General features: G+C 68.2%; 15 protein-coding genes. 8 read left to right on the forward strand and 7 right to left on the reverse strand.

Translation table 11 applies throughout. The features are described from left to right. Positions 1 to 24: 24 nt before the first annotated feature. On the reverse strand, positions 25 to 1,161 hold the full coding sequence (gene nadA, locus Pla175_RS03310) for a quinolinate synthase NadA (protein ID WP_145281274.1): 1,137 nt from the start codon (positions 1,159 to 1,161) through the stop codon (positions 25 to 27). Between the two features lie 157 nt (positions 1,162 to 1,318). Here nadA and Pla175_RS03315 point away from each other — a divergent pair, with 157 nt between their 5' ends. Further along, the gene (locus Pla175_RS03315) at positions 1,319 to 1,645 is read left to right on the forward strand and encodes a FliM/FliN family flagellar motor C-terminal domain-containing protein (RefSeq protein WP_145281275.1); all 327 of its coding nucleotides are present in this window, start codon (positions 1,319 to 1,321) and stop codon (positions 1,643 to 1,645) included. A 112-nt stretch (positions 1,646 to 1,757) separates the two neighbouring features. Beyond that, on the forward strand, positions 1,758 to 2,198 hold the full coding sequence (locus Pla175_RS03320) for a hypothetical protein (RefSeq protein WP_145281276.1): 441 nt from the start codon (positions 1,758 to 1,760) through the stop codon (positions 2,196 to 2,198). A 72-nt stretch (positions 2,199 to 2,270) separates the two neighbouring features. Here Pla175_RS03320 and Pla175_RS03325 read toward each other — a convergent pair whose 3' ends face one another. Together Pla175_RS03325 and Pla175_RS03330 are read right to left on the reverse strand one after the other, a co-directional pair. Continuing rightward, on the reverse strand, positions 2,271 to 3,065 hold the full coding sequence (locus Pla175_RS03325) for an SDR family NAD(P)-dependent oxidoreductase (RefSeq protein ID WP_145281277.1): 795 nt from the start codon (positions 3,063 to 3,065) through the stop codon (positions 2,271 to 2,273). Between the two features lie 166 nt (positions 3,066 to 3,231). Beyond that, positions 3,232 to 4,620, reverse strand: coding sequence for a Gfo/Idh/MocA family protein (locus Pla175_RS03330; protein WP_145281278.1), 1,389 nt, complete (start codon positions 4,618 to 4,620; stop codon positions 3,232 to 3,234). A 222-nt stretch (positions 4,621 to 4,842) separates the two neighbouring features. On the opposite strand from Pla175_RS03330, the gene pyk reads away from it, so the two are divergent. The 3 genes from pyk to Pla175_RS03345 all read left to right on the forward strand — a co-directional run bounded on the left by pyk (position 4,843) and on the right by Pla175_RS03345 (position 7,067). Continuing rightward, positions 4,843 to 6,318 carry a pyruvate kinase gene (gene pyk / locus Pla175_RS03335; RefSeq protein WP_145281279.1) on the forward strand — a complete coding sequence of 492 codons (1,476 nt, stop codon included), beginning with the start codon at positions 4,843 to 4,845 and terminating at the stop codon, positions 6,316 to 6,318. 69 nt (positions 6,319 to 6,387) lie between these two features. Further along, the gene (locus tag Pla175_RS03340) at positions 6,388 to 6,756 is read left to right on the forward strand and encodes a type II toxin-antitoxin system RelE/ParE family toxin (RefSeq protein ID WP_197527239.1); all 369 of its coding nucleotides are present in this window, start codon (positions 6,388 to 6,390) and stop codon (positions 6,754 to 6,756) included. After that, positions 6,753 to 7,067: a helix-turn-helix domain-containing protein gene (locus Pla175_RS03345; RefSeq protein ID WP_145281281.1), complete on the forward strand. Its 315-nt coding sequence runs from the start codon at positions 6,753 to 6,755 to the stop codon at positions 7,065 to 7,067. The genes Pla175_RS03340 and Pla175_RS03345 overlap by 4 nt, the downstream gene beginning before the upstream one ends. A gap of 76 nt (positions 7,068 to 7,143) precedes the next feature. Here Pla175_RS03345 and Pla175_RS03350 read toward each other — a convergent pair whose 3' ends face one another. After that, entirely contained in the window at positions 7,144 to 7,572 is a 429-nt protein-coding gene (locus Pla175_RS03350; RefSeq protein WP_145281282.1) for a VOC family protein, read from the reverse strand. A 71-nt stretch (positions 7,573 to 7,643) separates the two neighbouring features. Next, the gene (locus Pla175_RS03355) at positions 7,644 to 9,128 is read right to left on the reverse strand and encodes an endo-1,4-beta-xylanase (RefSeq protein WP_145281283.1); all 1,485 of its coding nucleotides are present in this window, start codon (positions 9,126 to 9,128) and stop codon (positions 7,644 to 7,646) included. Positions 9,129 to 9,263: 135 nt separating this feature from the next. Here Pla175_RS03355 and Pla175_RS03360 point away from each other — a divergent pair, with 135 nt between their 5' ends. From Pla175_RS03360 to Pla175_RS03370, 3 genes are all read left to right on the forward strand, one after another. Next, a complete protein-coding gene (locus tag Pla175_RS03360) occupies positions 9,264 to 10,172 on the forward strand; it encodes a phosphoribosylaminoimidazolesuccinocarboxamide synthase (protein WP_145281284.1) in 909 nt (302 codons plus the stop codon). Between the two features lie 130 nt (positions 10,173 to 10,302). Beyond that, a complete protein-coding gene (gene aroC, locus Pla175_RS03365; protein WP_145281285.1) occupies positions 10,303 to 11,442 on the forward strand; it encodes a chorismate synthase in 1,140 nt (379 codons plus the stop codon). Positions 11,443 to 11,481: 39 nt separating this feature from the next. Next, complete coding sequence (locus Pla175_RS03370) at positions 11,482 to 12,723, forward strand: hypothetical protein (RefSeq protein WP_145281286.1); 1,242 nt, start codon at positions 11,482 to 11,484, stop codon at positions 12,721 to 12,723. Between the two features lie 259 nt (positions 12,724 to 12,982). On the opposite strand, the gene Pla175_RS03375 is transcribed toward Pla175_RS03370, so the two are convergent. Continuing rightward, on the reverse strand, positions 12,983 to 13,735 hold the full coding sequence (locus Pla175_RS03375; RefSeq protein WP_145281287.1) for a prolipoprotein diacylglyceryl transferase: 753 nt from the start codon (positions 13,733 to 13,735) through the stop codon (positions 12,983 to 12,985). A gap of 209 nt (positions 13,736 to 13,944) precedes the next feature. Beyond that, on the reverse strand, positions 13,945 to 15,471 hold the full coding sequence (locus tag Pla175_RS03380; protein ID WP_145281288.1) for a radical SAM protein: 1,527 nt from the start codon (positions 15,469 to 15,471) through the stop codon (positions 13,945 to 13,947). Between the last annotated feature and the right edge of the window lie 11 nt (positions 15,472 to 15,482).

The raw sequence follows: 15,482 nt of genomic DNA on the forward strand, positions 1-15,482 counted from the left end.
GACTCTGTGGTGAACCGTCCGTCGCTACTTCACTTCCAGCATCCGCTCCAGCGCCACCAGGCTCCAGCGCGCCGTCTCTTCATCTACCTCGATCACGTTCACGGGTGACCCCGCTTGCATATTCTCCAGGCTCCAACAGAGGTGCGCCAGATCGATGCGGTACATGGTGGCGCACATGCAGACCACCGGCGAGAGGAAGTACACCTCTTGTTCGGGGTGTTCTTGCTTGAGGCGGTTCACCAGGTGCAGCTCGGTGCCGATGGCCCACTTCGTGCCCGGGGGCGCCTCTTGGACCGTGCGGATGATCTTGCCGGTGGAGCCGGAGTAGTCGGCCAGCTCGAACACGTCGCGGGGGCACTCGGGGTGGACGAGGATCTGGATGCCCGGATGTTTTTCTCTAAGCGAGTGGACGTGCTCGGGGCGGAACATCTGGTGGACGCTGCAGTGGCCTTTCCAGAGGATGACCTTGCTCTTTTGCAGTTGCTGCTCCGTGCTTCCGCCCAGGCCGTCAAGGGCGTAGGGGTCCCACACCGGCATCTGGTCGAGCGGGATGCCCATCCCCATCGCGGTGTTGCGCCCCAGGTGCTGGTCCGGGAAGAACATGACTTTGTCGCCCCGCTTGAACGCCCACTCGATGGCGGCCCGGGCGTTGCTGCTGGTGCAGACGATGCCGCCGTGCCGGCCGACGAACGCCTTCAGGCTGGCGGCCGAGTTGATGTAGGTGACCGGGATCAGCCGCTGGGTGTCGATCACCTCGCCGAGCGCGTCCCAGGCGTCTTCGATCTGGGCGATGCCGGCCATGTCCGCCATCGAGCAGCCGGCCGCGAGGTCGGGGAGGACCACTTGGACACGCTCGCCGCCCCGCTCCGCGAGCTTCTCTGGGCGGTTGGCGAGGATGTCTGCGGTCTCCGCCATGAAGTGGACGCCGCAGAAGGCGATCATCCGGCAGTCCGTGCTGTCGGCCGCCATTTGGCTGAGCTGGTAGCTGTCTCCCCGCAGGTCGGCCCGGGCGATCACCTCGTCCTGCTGGTAGTGGTGCCCCAGGATCAGCAGCTTGGGGCCCAAATCGGCCCGCACGGCGTCGATCCGCTCGACCAGCTCGTCGTTGCTGAGCGATTTGTAGGGGGGGAGCGGGTGTGCGGATTCAAGCATCACGGTCATGACAGCAGCGCCAGCGGTTGGTACGGATCGGAGTCGGCGTCATTATACCCAATTTACAAACCGCAATAGCCGCAGGGCTACCGGGTGACTGCTCTAAAAGGGCGGTTGGCAGGTTGGGGAAAGTCTGCGGGGCAGTTTCGCCGATACTCTTCTGCGTATGCCGGATCCCACACCCACGCCCGAAAAGCCCCGGCCCCGCGACTTCCGCGAGCTGCCCCCGTACGCCCGCACGCTGCTGCAGGTGCGGGTGCAGGTGAGCGTGACGCTGGCGGCCAAGCGGCAGAAGGTGGAAGAAGTGATGGCCCTGGTGCCGGGGTCGCTGCTGATGTTCGACAAGCCTTGCGACGCGATGCTGGAGATGTCGGTCGGCGACCGCCCGTTTGCCGAGGGAGACGTGGTGAAGGTCGGCGAGAAGTTCGGCCTGCGGCTCGACCGCATGCTGATGCCCGACGAGCACTTTCTACCGGTGCGTCGGACGGGGTAGTGCTGCGGTCCGCGTTGGCTAAAAATGGAGGCAGGCACGCTGTCGCTTTTCGCTCCGATGCCGGGGCGGCGTACGACGTGCGACAACGAGCCAGTCCCCATTCTTAGCCCCCATGTCCGCGACGTACGACAAGCACGGCCTGCATTTTCTCTACCCGTCCGACTGGACGCTCGACGAGTCGAACGACGACGACGACGCGACCGCCCAGGTGACCGTCTTGGGCCGCGACACAGCGTTCTGGACCGTGAGCCTTTACAGCGGCCTGCTCGATACGCAGCAGACCGCCGCTGACCTGCTGTCGGCGATGCGCGAAGAGTACCCCGACCTGGAGTCGGAAGAAGTCAGCGAGCCCATCGGCGCCGTGCTGTTGGTCGGCAACGACATGCGGTTCACCTATTTGGACCTCACTAGCACGGCCCTCACTCGCGTCTTCCACCGCGGGCACGACACCTGCGTCGTGCTCTACCAGGCCGAGGACGAAGAGATGGAAGAGGTCGAGAGCGTGATGCGGGCGATGACGCTGAGCCTGGTCGGCGCCACCCCGGCGACGTGATGGAGCCGGAAGCGTCAGCGCTCGGAGTTTTGTCGCGCATGACCCTTCCTCCGGGCGCTGACGCTCCCGGCTCTACTCCATTTTCTTGTTGAGCAGCCGATCGCCCCACTCGGGAAACAGCCTCGAAAGCGCGAACAGCAGCCGCGCTTTCTTGGGAATCACCAGCTCCGCTTTCCGCTTATCGCAGGCAGCCAATATCTGCTCGGCGAGCCGCTGCGGGTCGAGGGCCCGCACCTTGGCGCCCCCGCCCGGTTTGCGGGCTTCGGGGGGGAGGTCGGCGGCCTGGTCTGCGTAGCGATCGGCGGAGTCGGCGCGGGCGATCGGGCCGGGGCAGACCAACAGCGTGTGCATCCCCTCGGGGCCGAGCTCCAGCCGCAACTGCTGGGCAAGGGCCGCCAGCGGGTGCTTGCTCACCGGGTAGGCGCCCAGAAACTTGGGGGCCACGTGCGTCGCCAGCGAGCCGATCAGCACCAGCGACCCGCGTGAGGCGACCAGCGACGGCGCCGCGGCCTGGGCCAGTTCGATGGCCGCCAGCGTGTTCAGCGCCAGCAGCGCCTCGAACTGTTCGCGGGGGGTGTCGACGACGCGACCGCGGGTCGACCGCCCCGCGGCGTGCACCACCAGGTCGAGCCGGCCGAACCGGGCGGCCGTCTCGTTCACCACGCGCGTCGCCTCGCCGCCGACCGCGAGGTCGGCCGACAGCGCTACCGCGCCGGGGAGCCCCGCGCACGCCTGCGCGAGTTGGGACTGGTTGCGGGCGACCAGCACCACGTCGGCCCCGCGCCGCCGGATCGCCCCGGCGATCGCCAGCCCCAGGCCCGCCGAACCGCCGGTCACGAGGGCGGTTTTGCCGGTCCAGTCGGGCATAAAGAACTGATGGGCACGTGGTCGGAACAGGACTAATGACCCAGGACCAAGCCTAGATGACCAAGGACGCCTGTCGGTCGCGTGCGCTGCTTGGTCATTCGGGCTTGGTCATTGGGGATTCCGGCTTCACGCGTCGGGGTGCGCCCCCGCCACGCTTCGCTATCAGTTAGACGACGATCTCGTACCCCTTCCGCTGCTTGCGCTGCTGCATCGCCTGGGCGATCGGGTCGCCGGTGATCTGCTCGCTGGCGGCGTCCCACGCCACGGGGCGGTTGAGCCGCCCCACGATGCCGGCCAGGTGGCAGGAGGTGATGGCGCGGTGGTGGCTGAAGACGTCTGAGATGGGCGTTTCGCGCGTGCGGATGCAGTCCACGAAGTCCTGCATGTGGTTCCAGGGCCGGCCCTTGCCGTGGACCTCGTCGACGGCGCCCTCGGGGAGCGGGTTGTCTTTCAGCTCCTCGACCGGTTTGCCGGTGACGCCGCCGCGGCTCACAAACAGCCGGCCCTTGGTCCCTTCGACCAGCAGCCCGTTGCGGGCTTCGCTGGTGAGGTTTACCTCGACCCCGTTGGGGAAGTCCATTTTGAACGCGAACCTCGTCGCGACCGAGTAGCGGTCGGTCTGCTTGGGGTTCCCCTGCTCGTCGAACTCGACCTGGTGCTCTGCCAGCGTCGGGGTGACGAGCGTCGGGCCTTGGCCGTCGCCGTTCTGGCCGATCAGCCACTGGCAGATGTCCATGTGGTGGGCGCCCCAGTCGGTGAGCTTGCCGCCGGAGTAGGCGTACCACCAGCGGAACTCGTAGTGCCCGTTGCTGGCGTCGGCGCCGCCGTCGCCGCCGGACTTCTTGCCGTACCAACGCTTGAGGTCTTTGCCGAAGCGGTACTCCACGGCCGGCGCCTGGCCGAGCCACATGTCCCAGTTGAGCGTGCTGGGGGCCTCCGCCACGGGGAGCGCCTCGCTGTAGGGCGCCTGATCGATGCCGACGGTCACGCGCTCCAGGTCGCCCAGCCGGCCGGCCCGAACCAGCGCGATCGCCTCGCTAAACTGCCGGTCTGAACGCTGCTGCGTGCCGACCTGGAACACCCGCTTCGTATCGCGGGCGACCTTGCAGATCAGCTTGCCCTCGTCGATGGTGAGCGTCAGCGGCTTCTCGCAGTAGACGTCCTTGCCGGCCTGCATCGCCTCGATGGCGATCTTCGTGTGCCAGTGGTCGGGGACGCCGATGGTCACCGCGTCGATGTCCTTGCGTTCCAGCAGCCGGCGGTAGTCCTCAACAGTGTTGATCTTCTGGTTGTGGTTCTTCTCCATGACGCCGGCGAACCGGGCGGCCCGAGCGCTGTCGACGTCCGCCGCGGCGACCATCTTCCCCAGGCCGGCCGCCTGGTTGGCGATGCCGCTCCCCTGACCGCCGAGGCCGATCGCGGCGAACGCGGGCAGGTCGCTCGGCGCCGTGGCTTCGGCCGCCAACGAGGAAGAAGTCCACCAATACGGGGCCGTCGCTGCGGCGAGCGAACCCTGCAGGAACTGGCGACGGGACGCGGAGTTGCTGCTTGGCATGGTGGGGGGCTGGGCAAGGGGTGGAGCGGGAATCGGAGCGACCGTCTTAGTCTAGCCAGCACAGAAACCGTTCTCCAGCGGTAGGCGACCGGGGGCCGAGCCCCCGGCGTGCCATAGGGCGCCGCCGGCATTCCCAACCCACTAGCATTCCCAGCCCGCCACTATCCGCGCACAATAGGGCCCGTCCCCGCCCCCCCGCCCCGACCCCGCCACACGCCCGCCATGTTTACGTCGACCGAAATCCGCGGCCGCGCCCGCACCAAGATCATCGCCACGCTCGGCCCGGCCTCTTCGGACCCGAAGATGATCGCCGCCCTGGCCCGCGCCGGCGCGGACGTGTTCCGCCTGAACATGGCCCACGGCGGCCCCGAGGAGCAGCAGCCCAAGGTCGACGCCATCCGCGCCGTCAGCGAAGAGATCGACCTCCCGCTGGGGATCCTGGCGGACCTGGGGGGCCCCAAGATACGCCTGGGCGACGTCGAAGGAGACCGCATGCTGTGCGAGACCGACGCCGAGTTCTTCTTTGTCGAGGGCGACGTCTCCAGCGCCCCCAACGAGCTCACCTGCACCTACGAGCCGCTGGTCGAAGAGCTGTCGGTGGGAGACATGGTGATGCTGGCCGACGGCACCGTGAGCATGCGGGTGGAGCAGAAGCTCGCCGACCGGGTCCGCACGCGCGTGATCCAACGCGGCGTGATCCGCAGCCGGCAAGGGATCAACCTCCCCGACGTGCGGCTCAGCGCGCCGGCCATTAGCGTCGTCGACCACCAGCACGCCCTGTGGGCCGCCAAGGCGGGGGTCGACTTCGTGAGCCTCAGCTTCGTGCGGGCGCCCGACGAGGTGCGTGCGTTGCGAGACATCCTCCGCTCCGCGGGGAGCAAGGCGCCGGTGGTGTCGAAGATCGAGAAGCGCGAGGCGATCGAGCGTCTGGACGAGATCATCGAGGCGTCCGACGCGGTGATGGTGGCCCGTGGCGACCTGGGGGTCGAGATCGACGTGGCGCAGATGCCGGTCGAGCAGAAGCGGATCGTCAACACCTGCCACCGCTACCAGAAGCCGGCGATCATCGCCACGCAGATGCTGGACAGCATGCACGAATCGACCCGCCCCAAGCGGAGCGAGGTGACCGACGTGGCCAACGCGGTGCTCGACGGCGCCGACGCCTGCATGCTGAGCGGCGAGACCGCCATCGGCAAGTACCCGCTCGAGGCGGTGCAGATGATGAACCGCATCTGCCTGGCGATCGAGGAGAGCATCGCGGGTCGCCCCCCGAAGGCGGACGCCAACCCGAAGCCGACGCTCCACCCCATCACCCGGGCCGTGGTGCAGGGCGCCGGCGAGATGGCCTACAGCCTCAAGGCGAAGCTGGTGTTCTGCGCCAGCCACTCGGGCGCCACGGCGCTGGGCCTCTCGCAGCAGCGCAGCTTCGTGCCGACCATCGGCGTGAGCACCAGCGAGAAGACGCTGCGGAAGATGAGCCTGTACTGGGGGGTCACCCCGCTACGCCACGCCCCGGCGCAAGACATGCAGCAGCTCATCCGCCACGCCGACCGCTGGGCGTGCAGCGTGGGGCTGGCCAAGAAGGGAGACCGCATCGTCATCGTCGGCGGCAGCCACCTCGCCGCGGGCCCCGAGCAGAAAGAGATGGCCCGCGGGGTGCACGATATTGTGATCGTGCACGAGGTGGAGGGGGAGTAGCGCGAACAGGTAGCGTAGCAGTAAAGATCGTTCATCCGCTCGAAAGGCTTTGGTGTGCCCGCTACACATTTGCTCATCTACCGTGATGAAGACGATGTGCCGCTTGCCACGTGGTTCCGTGAACTCAATGCGAGAAATCGCCCTGCGGCAGCCAAGTGTATCGCCTTGATTGGCTTACTCGAATCGTTTGGAAGCGAGCTCAGGCGACCGCGAGCCGACTACCTCAGCGACGGCGTTTACGAGCTGCGAACGGAGGTCCGCGGCGTAAACTACCGAATCCTGTACGGTTTTGTTGGCAAGAATGTCGCACTCCTCAGCCACGGGTTGACGAAAGAAGGTAAGATTAAGGCGAAGGAGATCGATCTGGCCGTCGCTCGACTCGAGCGCGTGCGGAACGACCCTGATCGGTTCACCGCGAGCGTGGAAGAATTGAGATGAAACGCACCACCGACGCGATGCAGGTCCTGAAGCGAGTGACCGGGATCGATCCGAACACCGATGCTCAGGTGCAGCAGTATCGACGCGCGATGCAACTGGGGCAGGTCGCGCACGACGCCAGGACGGACGCCGGCCTTACCGAGCATCAGCTTGCTGGAATCGTTGGAGTCGAGCCGCGTGTGATCCTCGACCTAGAGGCCGCGGAGTATGAAGGCGATGCGCTTAGCCTGCTCGACGGCATCGCGAAGGCCTTGAATAAGAGAGTCGAGATACGGCTCGAGCCAGCCACAGGCGATCCGGTCGCTCATTAGCCTGCAGCGTGGGGCCGGCCAAGAAGGGAGGCCGCATCGTGATCGTCGGCGGCAGCCACCTCGCCGCGGGCCCCGATCACACGTCACCCGCCCACGGGTCGTACGTCCCCACGCTCCAGACGTGGCCCTCGGGGTCGGCGCAGGTGAAGTCGCGTCCGCCGTACTCTTTATCCTCGATCTCGATCAGCACCTTCCAGCCCGCGGCATGAACCCGGGCGAGCACGGCGTCGGCGTCGGGGACGACCAGGTAGGACGACTGCGTGTTGGCGCCCCCGACCTCGCTGGGTTGCTTCATCAGCTTGAGATACTCGGCATGGGCGGAATCGGTCGCCGAACCCAGCATCACCATCCCCCCGCCCAGGACCAGTTGTGCGTGGACAATCGTGTCGTCCGGCCCGGGGACGACCAGGTGCTCCGAAAACCCAAGCACTTCACAAAGCTGCTTGATCGCGGCGGGGGCGTCGCGGTAGCGGAGGCACGGGATGGCGGAAGACGAGGGTTTCATGCGCCGGCGCCCTGTTGGGATAGTCTGGCCTGCTCCGGCGGCTGACGCCGACGGCTCGCCCCGAGTACGCACTACGTCAAATACTTCTCCCGCACGTCGCGCAGCACCCCGAGCACGGGTTTGGGCGCGCCGGTGGAGTCGAACAGCCCCGCGTTGGGGAAGTCGTGGGGGCGGTCGTCTGCCAGCGTGTTCCACAGCACGATCTGCACGCAGTTCTTGGCCAGCAGCATCGGCAGCCGGCGGCGGGCCCAGTCGGCTTGGTAGTCGGCGTCGATCGTGCGTCCCTCGCCCCCGGCGACTACTTTCACCTTGGGGGGGGCCATCGGGTCGGCGCTGGCGGAACTGGGCGCCGAAACCATCACCAGCAGCGGCAGCTCCAGCCGCTGGCTCCATTGGTCGATCAGCCGGCTGAACGCCAGCGGGTTGCGCGGCGCCGTGCCGAACGGGTGGAATCCGGCGTTGAGCTCGACGCCGAACCCCGAAATCCCCAGGTCGGCCCGCTCGAGCTGGTCCGCGAAGTCTAGCGGCGCCATCTCCGCCGGCTGGTGGGCCATGTACTCTGCCCAAGGCTCGTCGAAACTCACCACGATCGGCGTCCGCGTGTCGATGGCGCGGACCTCGCGCACCGCGCGGGCCACCACCTGCAAACGCTGCTCGTCGGTCAGCCCCAGCACGCGTTGGTGGTTGACCCGGGCCGCCACGTTCCACAGGTGGATCCGGCCGCGGAACCGCTGCACCGTGGTGCGGACGTGCTCCATCATCAGCGACGCGACCGCGCTGTAGTCGCCTTCCCACAGGAACGACCACTCCGGCAGCGACCGCTCGTCGAACTCCAGCAGCGGGCCGCCGATCACCTTCATGTTGTGCTGGTGGGCCCAGGCCACCTGCTCGTCGCACGCCTTCCAGCGTCGCTTGCCCTCGGTCGCCTCGACCGACTTCCACGCCAGCGGTGCCGCTACGATGTTGCAGGCTTCGGCGATCCGCTCCGCCATGGCGCCCTCGGGCGCGGAGTCGCTGAGGCGGACCCCCAGCAGGGTGCCCAGCTTCTCGGTTTCCCCCGCGCGGACGCGGATCGCCTGCTCGCCGTACGTGTCGGCCAGGGCGACCGAACCGGCGGCCGCGGCGGCCATGGCCTCGGTGGCGTAGCGGGCCGCCTCTGCGGGGTTGTCCTGGTTGGTGGCGGCGCGGGAGAAGGCGCGGGTCGCCTCGGCGACGCGCTCGGTCACCTCCTCGGGCGCCTCGAGCCCCAGTAGTTGCCAGGAACCGAGCTGATTACGCAGCCGGAAGACCGTGCCGCGGGCCAGCTCGAGCTCCAGCAGGTAGGGCTTCTCGCGTTCCATCAGCGACGCGGTCGCGAGCTGCCAGACGCCGAATTTGGGGACGTTCCACGGCACGTGGACCGATCCAGAAGAATCGTCACGCCGTTCGACCACCAGCAGGTCGCCCGACAAGTAGGTGCGGCCCAGATAAGGGACTTCTTCCTGGCCAGAAACCGCGAACGTGCGCGCCAGCAGCGACTGCGTAACCTGAGCCCGGTCGTGAACTACGAACCGCATCTGGCCCATGGCGCGCGTGCTGCTTTGTACCGGGAAAGCCTAGATTGTAACTCTGCGCGGTGGGACCAACAACCGTTTCACGCGGGGCGCCAGCGGTGCTAAAGTGTGCGGCTGCCACCCACCCGGAGCCCCACGATGCCCAGCCGCTGCTTGCTTGAATCCTCGATCCCGGGCCTGACCCCCCGGCGGGGGAAGGTGCGGGACGTGTACCAACTGGGGGACCGGGTGCTGCTGGTGGCGACCGACCGGATCAGCGCGTTCGACTGGGTGCTCCCCAGCGGGATCGCCGACAAGGGGCGGGTGCTCACCCAAACCAGCCTGTTTTGGTTCGACCTGCTCGGCGGCCCGTGCCACCTGGTGACGGGAGACGTCGACCAAATGGACCTCCCGACGGGCGCCGATCGGGGCGCCCTGGCGGGGCGGGTGATGCTGTGCCGGCAGGCGCGGGTCGTGCCGTTCGAGTGCGTGGTGCGGGGCTACCTGGCCGGCTCGGGGTGGAACGAGTACCAGCAAACCGGCGAGGTGTGCGGCGAGAGGCTCCCACCGGGGCTGGTGGAGAGCGACCGGCTCCCCGAGCCGATCTTCACCCCGGCCACCAAGGCCGAGCAGGGCGAGCACGACGAAAACGTGTCGTTTGAGCGGATGGCCGCCGAGCTGGGGACGGGCCTGGCCGAAGAGCTGCGCCGCCGCAGCCTCGACCTCTACCGCCGCGGCGCGGCGCACGCCCTAGAGAAGGGGATCTTGATCGCCGACACGAAGTTCGAGTTCGGCCTCGCGGCCGCGCCGGGCGGTGGCGAGGAGCTGATCTTGATCGACGAAGCGCTCACCCCAGACAGCAGCCGCTTCTGGCCCGCGGACGCCTACCAACCGGGGCGGGCGCAGGCGTCGTTCGACAAGCAGTTTGTCCGCGACTGGCTGCTGGCGAGCGGTTGGGACCGCGAGAGCACGCCCCCGGAGCTCCCCGCGGAAGTTGTTGAGGGGACGCGCGCGAAGTACGTCGAGGCGTACGAGCGGTTGTCGGGCAAGACGTTCGCGTGGGGATGAGAGAGCCCGGGGTAGCGAGGAGGAACCAGCGACGCGCCGACCTACGGTCGGCGTGTCCCCGATAGCCCCCCAACCACCCCTCAAGTAGACTGAAACCTCACCCGCTTCCTCCAATATCTGCCCACAACGCATGCTCCGTTACTGGACCGCCGGCGAGTCGCATGGCAAGACGCTGATCGCCCTGGTGGATGGATTCCCCGCCGGGGTGACCATCGACGAAGAGGCCATCAACGCCGACCTCAAGCTCCGCCAGGGGGGCTACGGCCGCGGCGGACGCCAACGCATTGAGACCGACAAGGTGGAGGTCCGCACCGGCGTGTGGCACGGCCAGACGCTCGGCAGCCCCATCGCGCTGGAGGTGGTCAACCGCGACTACAAGCTCGAGCGCCTCGACGACCTCCCGCGCCCGCGGCCCGGGCACGCCGACCTGACGGGCGCCATCAAGCACCTCGGCTCCATCCGCGGCGTGCTCGAACGCTCCAGCGCACGTGAGACCGCGGTCCGCGTCGCCGCCGGCGGGCTGGCCAAGTCGCTGCTCAAGGAGTTTGGCGTCCAGACGCTGGGGTACGTGGTCGAGCTCGGGGGCGAGGTCATCGAGCCGCTCGCCGGTTCCATTGCCGAGCACCGCGTGCTGCGCGAGAAGAGCGAGGTCTACTCGCTTAACCCGGACCGCGACGCAGAGATCAAGTTGCTCATCGACCGCACGCGCAAGGCCGGCGACACGCTTGGCGGAGTCGTCGAGGTGCGTGTCGAGGGGCTGCCGTTCGGGCTGGGGACCCACGCCCAGTGGGACCGCAAGCTGGACGGCCGGCTGGCCCAAGCGGTGATGGCGGTGCAGGCGATCAAGGGGGTCGAGATCGGCCTCGGGTTCGAGGCGGCCCGCCGCCCCGGCTCGCAGGTGCACGACCCGATCCACTACGACGCGTCGCAGAAGCAGTCGCCCAACCTCGGCTACACCCGCCCCACCAACAACGCCGGCGGGCTGGAGGGGGGCATGACCAACGGCCAGCCGCTGGTCGTCCGCGCCGCCAAGAAGCCCATCAGCACGCTCGCCAAGCCGCTGGCCAGCGTGAACCTCGACACGAAGGAGCCGCAGGAGGCCAGCTACGAACGCAGCGACGTGTGCGCCGTGTCGGCCGCTAGCATCATCGTCGAGGCGGTCGTTGCGTTCGAGATCGCAGCCGCGATGGTCGATAAGTTTGGGGGGGATAGTCTGCAAGAAATGCGGGCCCGCTACGAACTTTTTCTCAAGATGGCTCAAGAGCGGTAGCCGGCGTGCCGGCCCGTGGGGGGGCCGCACGGGCAGCCGGTGCTTCACGAAACCACACAGCGTCGCGTCTGCCGCACCGCATTCCTAACGGTCTGCGTGCTGCCCACGCTCCTGGTCGCGGCGTGGGTCGGCTGGCGGGTGCAGCCCGGCTGGCGGGCCACGCGGGTGGCGCAAATCGGCCACGAGCTAGCGGCCCGCCTCGAGTGCCGGCGGCTCACGACGCCGCGCCCCGGGCAGTGGCGGCTGGAGGGCTGCGTGTGCCTCGACCTGGAGTCGGGCGAAGAGCTGCTGCGTGCGTCACGCGTCGACGCCTGGCCGCTGGACGGCGGCTGGCGCGTGGCGGTCGGCGAGGCGTCGCTGGACATCACGCAACTCGAACACGCCGCCGAGAGAACCAGCCACTGGCTGCGGAGCGATTGGCCCGGCGTGGTGCTGGCCTCGGTCGACCGGCTAAAGGTGGTCGACGGCGATACCGCGCTGGCCGACTGGCAGGGGGTGCGGGCTAGGCTCGCTAGCCTGGGCGAGCCGGACGCCCTCACCGGACGCGAGCTGTCGGTCGTGCACCACGGGGTCGGCGGAGAGCTGACGCTGCTGATGCAACGCAACCGCCAGGTCACGCCCGCCACGACGCGCGTGACCCTCTCCACCGGCGACACGCCGCTGCCGGTGCGGTTGTGCGCGGCCCTGATCCCGTGCGCCCCGAGCCTGGGCGACGCGGCGACCGTCACCGGTCGGCTGGTCGCCCACTTCGAGGCAGAACCGCACGGCGAGGTTCAGGGCGAGCTGCAATGCGTCGACATGGCGCTGCTAACCGGCGGGCGCTTCACGACAGACGCCCCCGGCAGCGTCGCGCTGAACGACCTGACGTGGCGTGGAGACAAGATCGCGTCGCTCGACGGCGTGCTGTCGTCCGGCGCGGGACGCGTCGCCAGGCCGCTGGTGTACGCCGCCTACACCAAGCTGGGGTGCGCCCCTTCGGCGACGTTCAGCGAGCAGTGGAACACATCGACCGAGCAGGAAGTGGCGTTCGACCGGCTGGTGCTGGCGTTGCGGCTGGACGAGACCGGCTTCTCGCTGCGGGGCGACGAGCCCCAGCAGGGGGCGGCCGGCGTGGTGCTCTCCCGCGGCGGTCAGCCGCTGCTCTCCGAGCCCACGACCACGCACCTGCCGCTAGCGACGCTGGTGCAGACGCTCGCCCCCGAAGGCCCCGCGATGCTCCCCGCCAGCGCCGAAGCGGGCGCCATCACCCGCCGCCTGCCGATGCCCCCAGCGCCGCGCTAAACCGCCTTGAGAGGGGACGCCGACGCTATGCCCGGGCCTTCTTCTCGCGCTTGAGCGCCCGCTTCTCTTTGGCGGTGTGCTGAGACTCTTTCTTGACTTCCTTACGGCCTTTGTCTTTGCTGCCCTTGTCGCCCATGATCCTGTCGCCCCGTTCGGTGGTTGGTTCTGTCTTTGGTTGGTTGAAACGCTCGGTTGATTCTATCCAAAACCAAGCGATGGGACAGCAGCGCCCGGGTCGATTCCGGGCGAGCCGTCGGCGTCAGCCGCCGGGGGCTTCTCTCGATTCACTCCGGCGGCTGACGCCGTCGGCTCGCCTTCGCAGGGTGACGTCTCTCCACCACAGCAGGGCGAAGCCCAACGCGATCGGCACGCACGCCATCTGGTAGCCGGTGAGCCCCATCCACAGCGGCGGCTCGGGGCGCAGCAGCTCGCTGAAGAAGCGGTACACGGCGTAGGCGATCAGGTAGACCTTCATCAGGTTGCCACGCCATAGGCCGTCGCGGTAGAGCGCGTACAGCACCGCCGCGCAGGCGAGGTGGAAGGCGGCCTCGTAGAGCTGTGTGGGGTGGCAGGGCTGGCCGTCGGAGAGGGGGAACGTGACCCCCCACGGCAGGTCGGTCGGCTTGCCGAAGCAGCAGCCGGCGCGGAAGCAGCCGAGCCGGCCGATCGCCACCGCCAGCGCCACGGGCGCGGCGAACGAATCGCCCGTCTTGGTCTGCACCCCCAGCAAGTGCTTGGCCAGCTCAACGCCGAAGTAGCCCCCCACCAGCCCAGTGAGGATGGTCTTGCCGTCCGAGAGCCAGGCGCCCAGGCTCAGGGTGCCGCCGGGGTAGCCCAACGCAAAGGGCAGCTTGGCGCCGATCATCGCGCCACAGAACGCCCCCAGCCCGATCGCCAGCCGCGCCTCACCGGCCAGCGGCAGCCCCCGCTGGCTGCGCCGTACGAGCACCGCGCAGCACCCGACCGCGGCGAGCATGATCAGCGCGTAGATGGCGTCGAATCGACCGATCATTGCGATGGGTTAACCACAGAGGCACGGAGGGCACAGAGACGGACGGAGACGCTAAGAAAAAACGCTGATGGGTGGCTGGGGCCGAAGTCGCAAGCCTGAGCCCCCAGCGTGGTGCGAACCGCGTTCGCCCTGAAGTGGCAACCGGCTGGGGGCTCCGCTTCGCTGCGACCCCAGCCACCCACCACCCACGTATCTGCGTTCATCCGCGTTCATCGGCGATCATCCGCGGTTTCCAGCTCCGTCTCCTTCCGTTCTCTGTGCGCTCCGTGGCTCCGTGGTAAACCTTTCGTCAGCGGCGGAAGCGGCACGTGCCCGTCGCGGTAGAACAGGTTGTACGCGCTAAACGGCACGATGTGGCCGCTGGGCAGCACGAAGTGGACGCACGACTTCATCACTTGCCTCACGTCGAAGTTGTACGCGTCCATGAAGCTGGTGATCGTGACACGGAACGTGTCGCTGGGGGTTAGGTCTTCGGCGATCGCCTTGGCGAAGAACTCTGCGGCGATCGTGTCGGTCGAGCGGCCGGCGGTTGGTTTGTCGAGGATGTTCAGCAGGCCGTTCGCGGGCGCTGGGCCCGCGGCGCTCGGCCCGCAGCCGCCGGGGCCGCAGCAGCTTCTGGACATGACTTGTTCGATGAGCGCCCGCGCGCGGGGCCGGGTAAAGGTGATGCCGCCGGCCAAGAGGCCGAGGTTGGCGTCGATGTCGATGAACCGCGCCAGCGGCGTGATGGTTTGGCCCGCGCGATAGGCGTACGCGATGGTGTGGGCGTTGGGGTGCGCGCAGGGCAGGGGGGTGAAGTCGGCGCCCCGCCACACCTCGGGCCACTGCCGGGCCAGCTCCTGCAGCACGTCGGGGAAGGTGACGCGCTCTTCGAGTTCTTGCGGCAAGAAGTGCCGGCCGACGTAGCTGGCGGGCTGGAAGCTGACGCCGCTCACCATCGGCTGTGCGGCCGCGTAGCGGACAATGGGCCCCACCTGGTCGAGGTTCACGCCGGCCTGCAGCGTCGCCACCAGGGTGAGCCGCAGCCCGGCCGCGGCGCAGTTTTCCACCGCCTGCTGCTTGACCGCCAGCAGCGGCTCGCCCCGCAACCGCACATACGCCGATTCTTCGGTGCTGTCGAACTGCAGGTAGACCTCCAGCTTGTGCTTGTACTGGGCGAGCCGCGCAACAAACGCCGGATCACGCGCCAGCCGTACGCCGTTGGTGTTGATCATCACGTAGTCGATGGGCTGCCCGCACGCGTAGTCGACGATCTCAAAAAACCGCGGGTGGATGGTAGGCTCGCCCCCGGAGAGCTGCAGCACCTCGGGCTGCCCCTCTGCCTCGACCAGCGCGTCAATCGCTGCCTGGCACTCCTCCAAGGTCAGATGCTTGCCCCCCGGCGCGCTGCCGGCAAAGCACATCGGGCACTCAAGGTTGCAGCTCGAGGTGATCTCCAGCAGCGCAACGCAGGTGTGCTGCTCGTGCTCCGTGCAAAGCCCACAATCGAACGGGCAGCCGCGCTCGGGGAGCGTGGCCATTACAAGAGGCTGCCGGGCGGGGGTCGTGTACCCCGGCCGATCGAACCAGCGGGCGTCCGAGCAGACAAAGTCCTCGCGCAGGCCGTGCGTGGGGCAACGCTTGCGGAAGTAGACCCGCCCGCCGCGCTCGATGATCTTCGCGGGCGTGAGCGCCAGGCAATCCGGGCAGACGCTTTGGGTGGCGCCGAGGTAGGTGTAGTCGCGGAAAGGGAGCATGAAACCAATTC

This window comes from Pirellulimonas nuda (assembly GCF_007750855.1).
Classification (GTDB): Bacteria; Planctomycetota; Planctomycetia; order Pirellulales; family Lacipirellulaceae; genus Pirellulimonas; species Pirellulimonas nuda.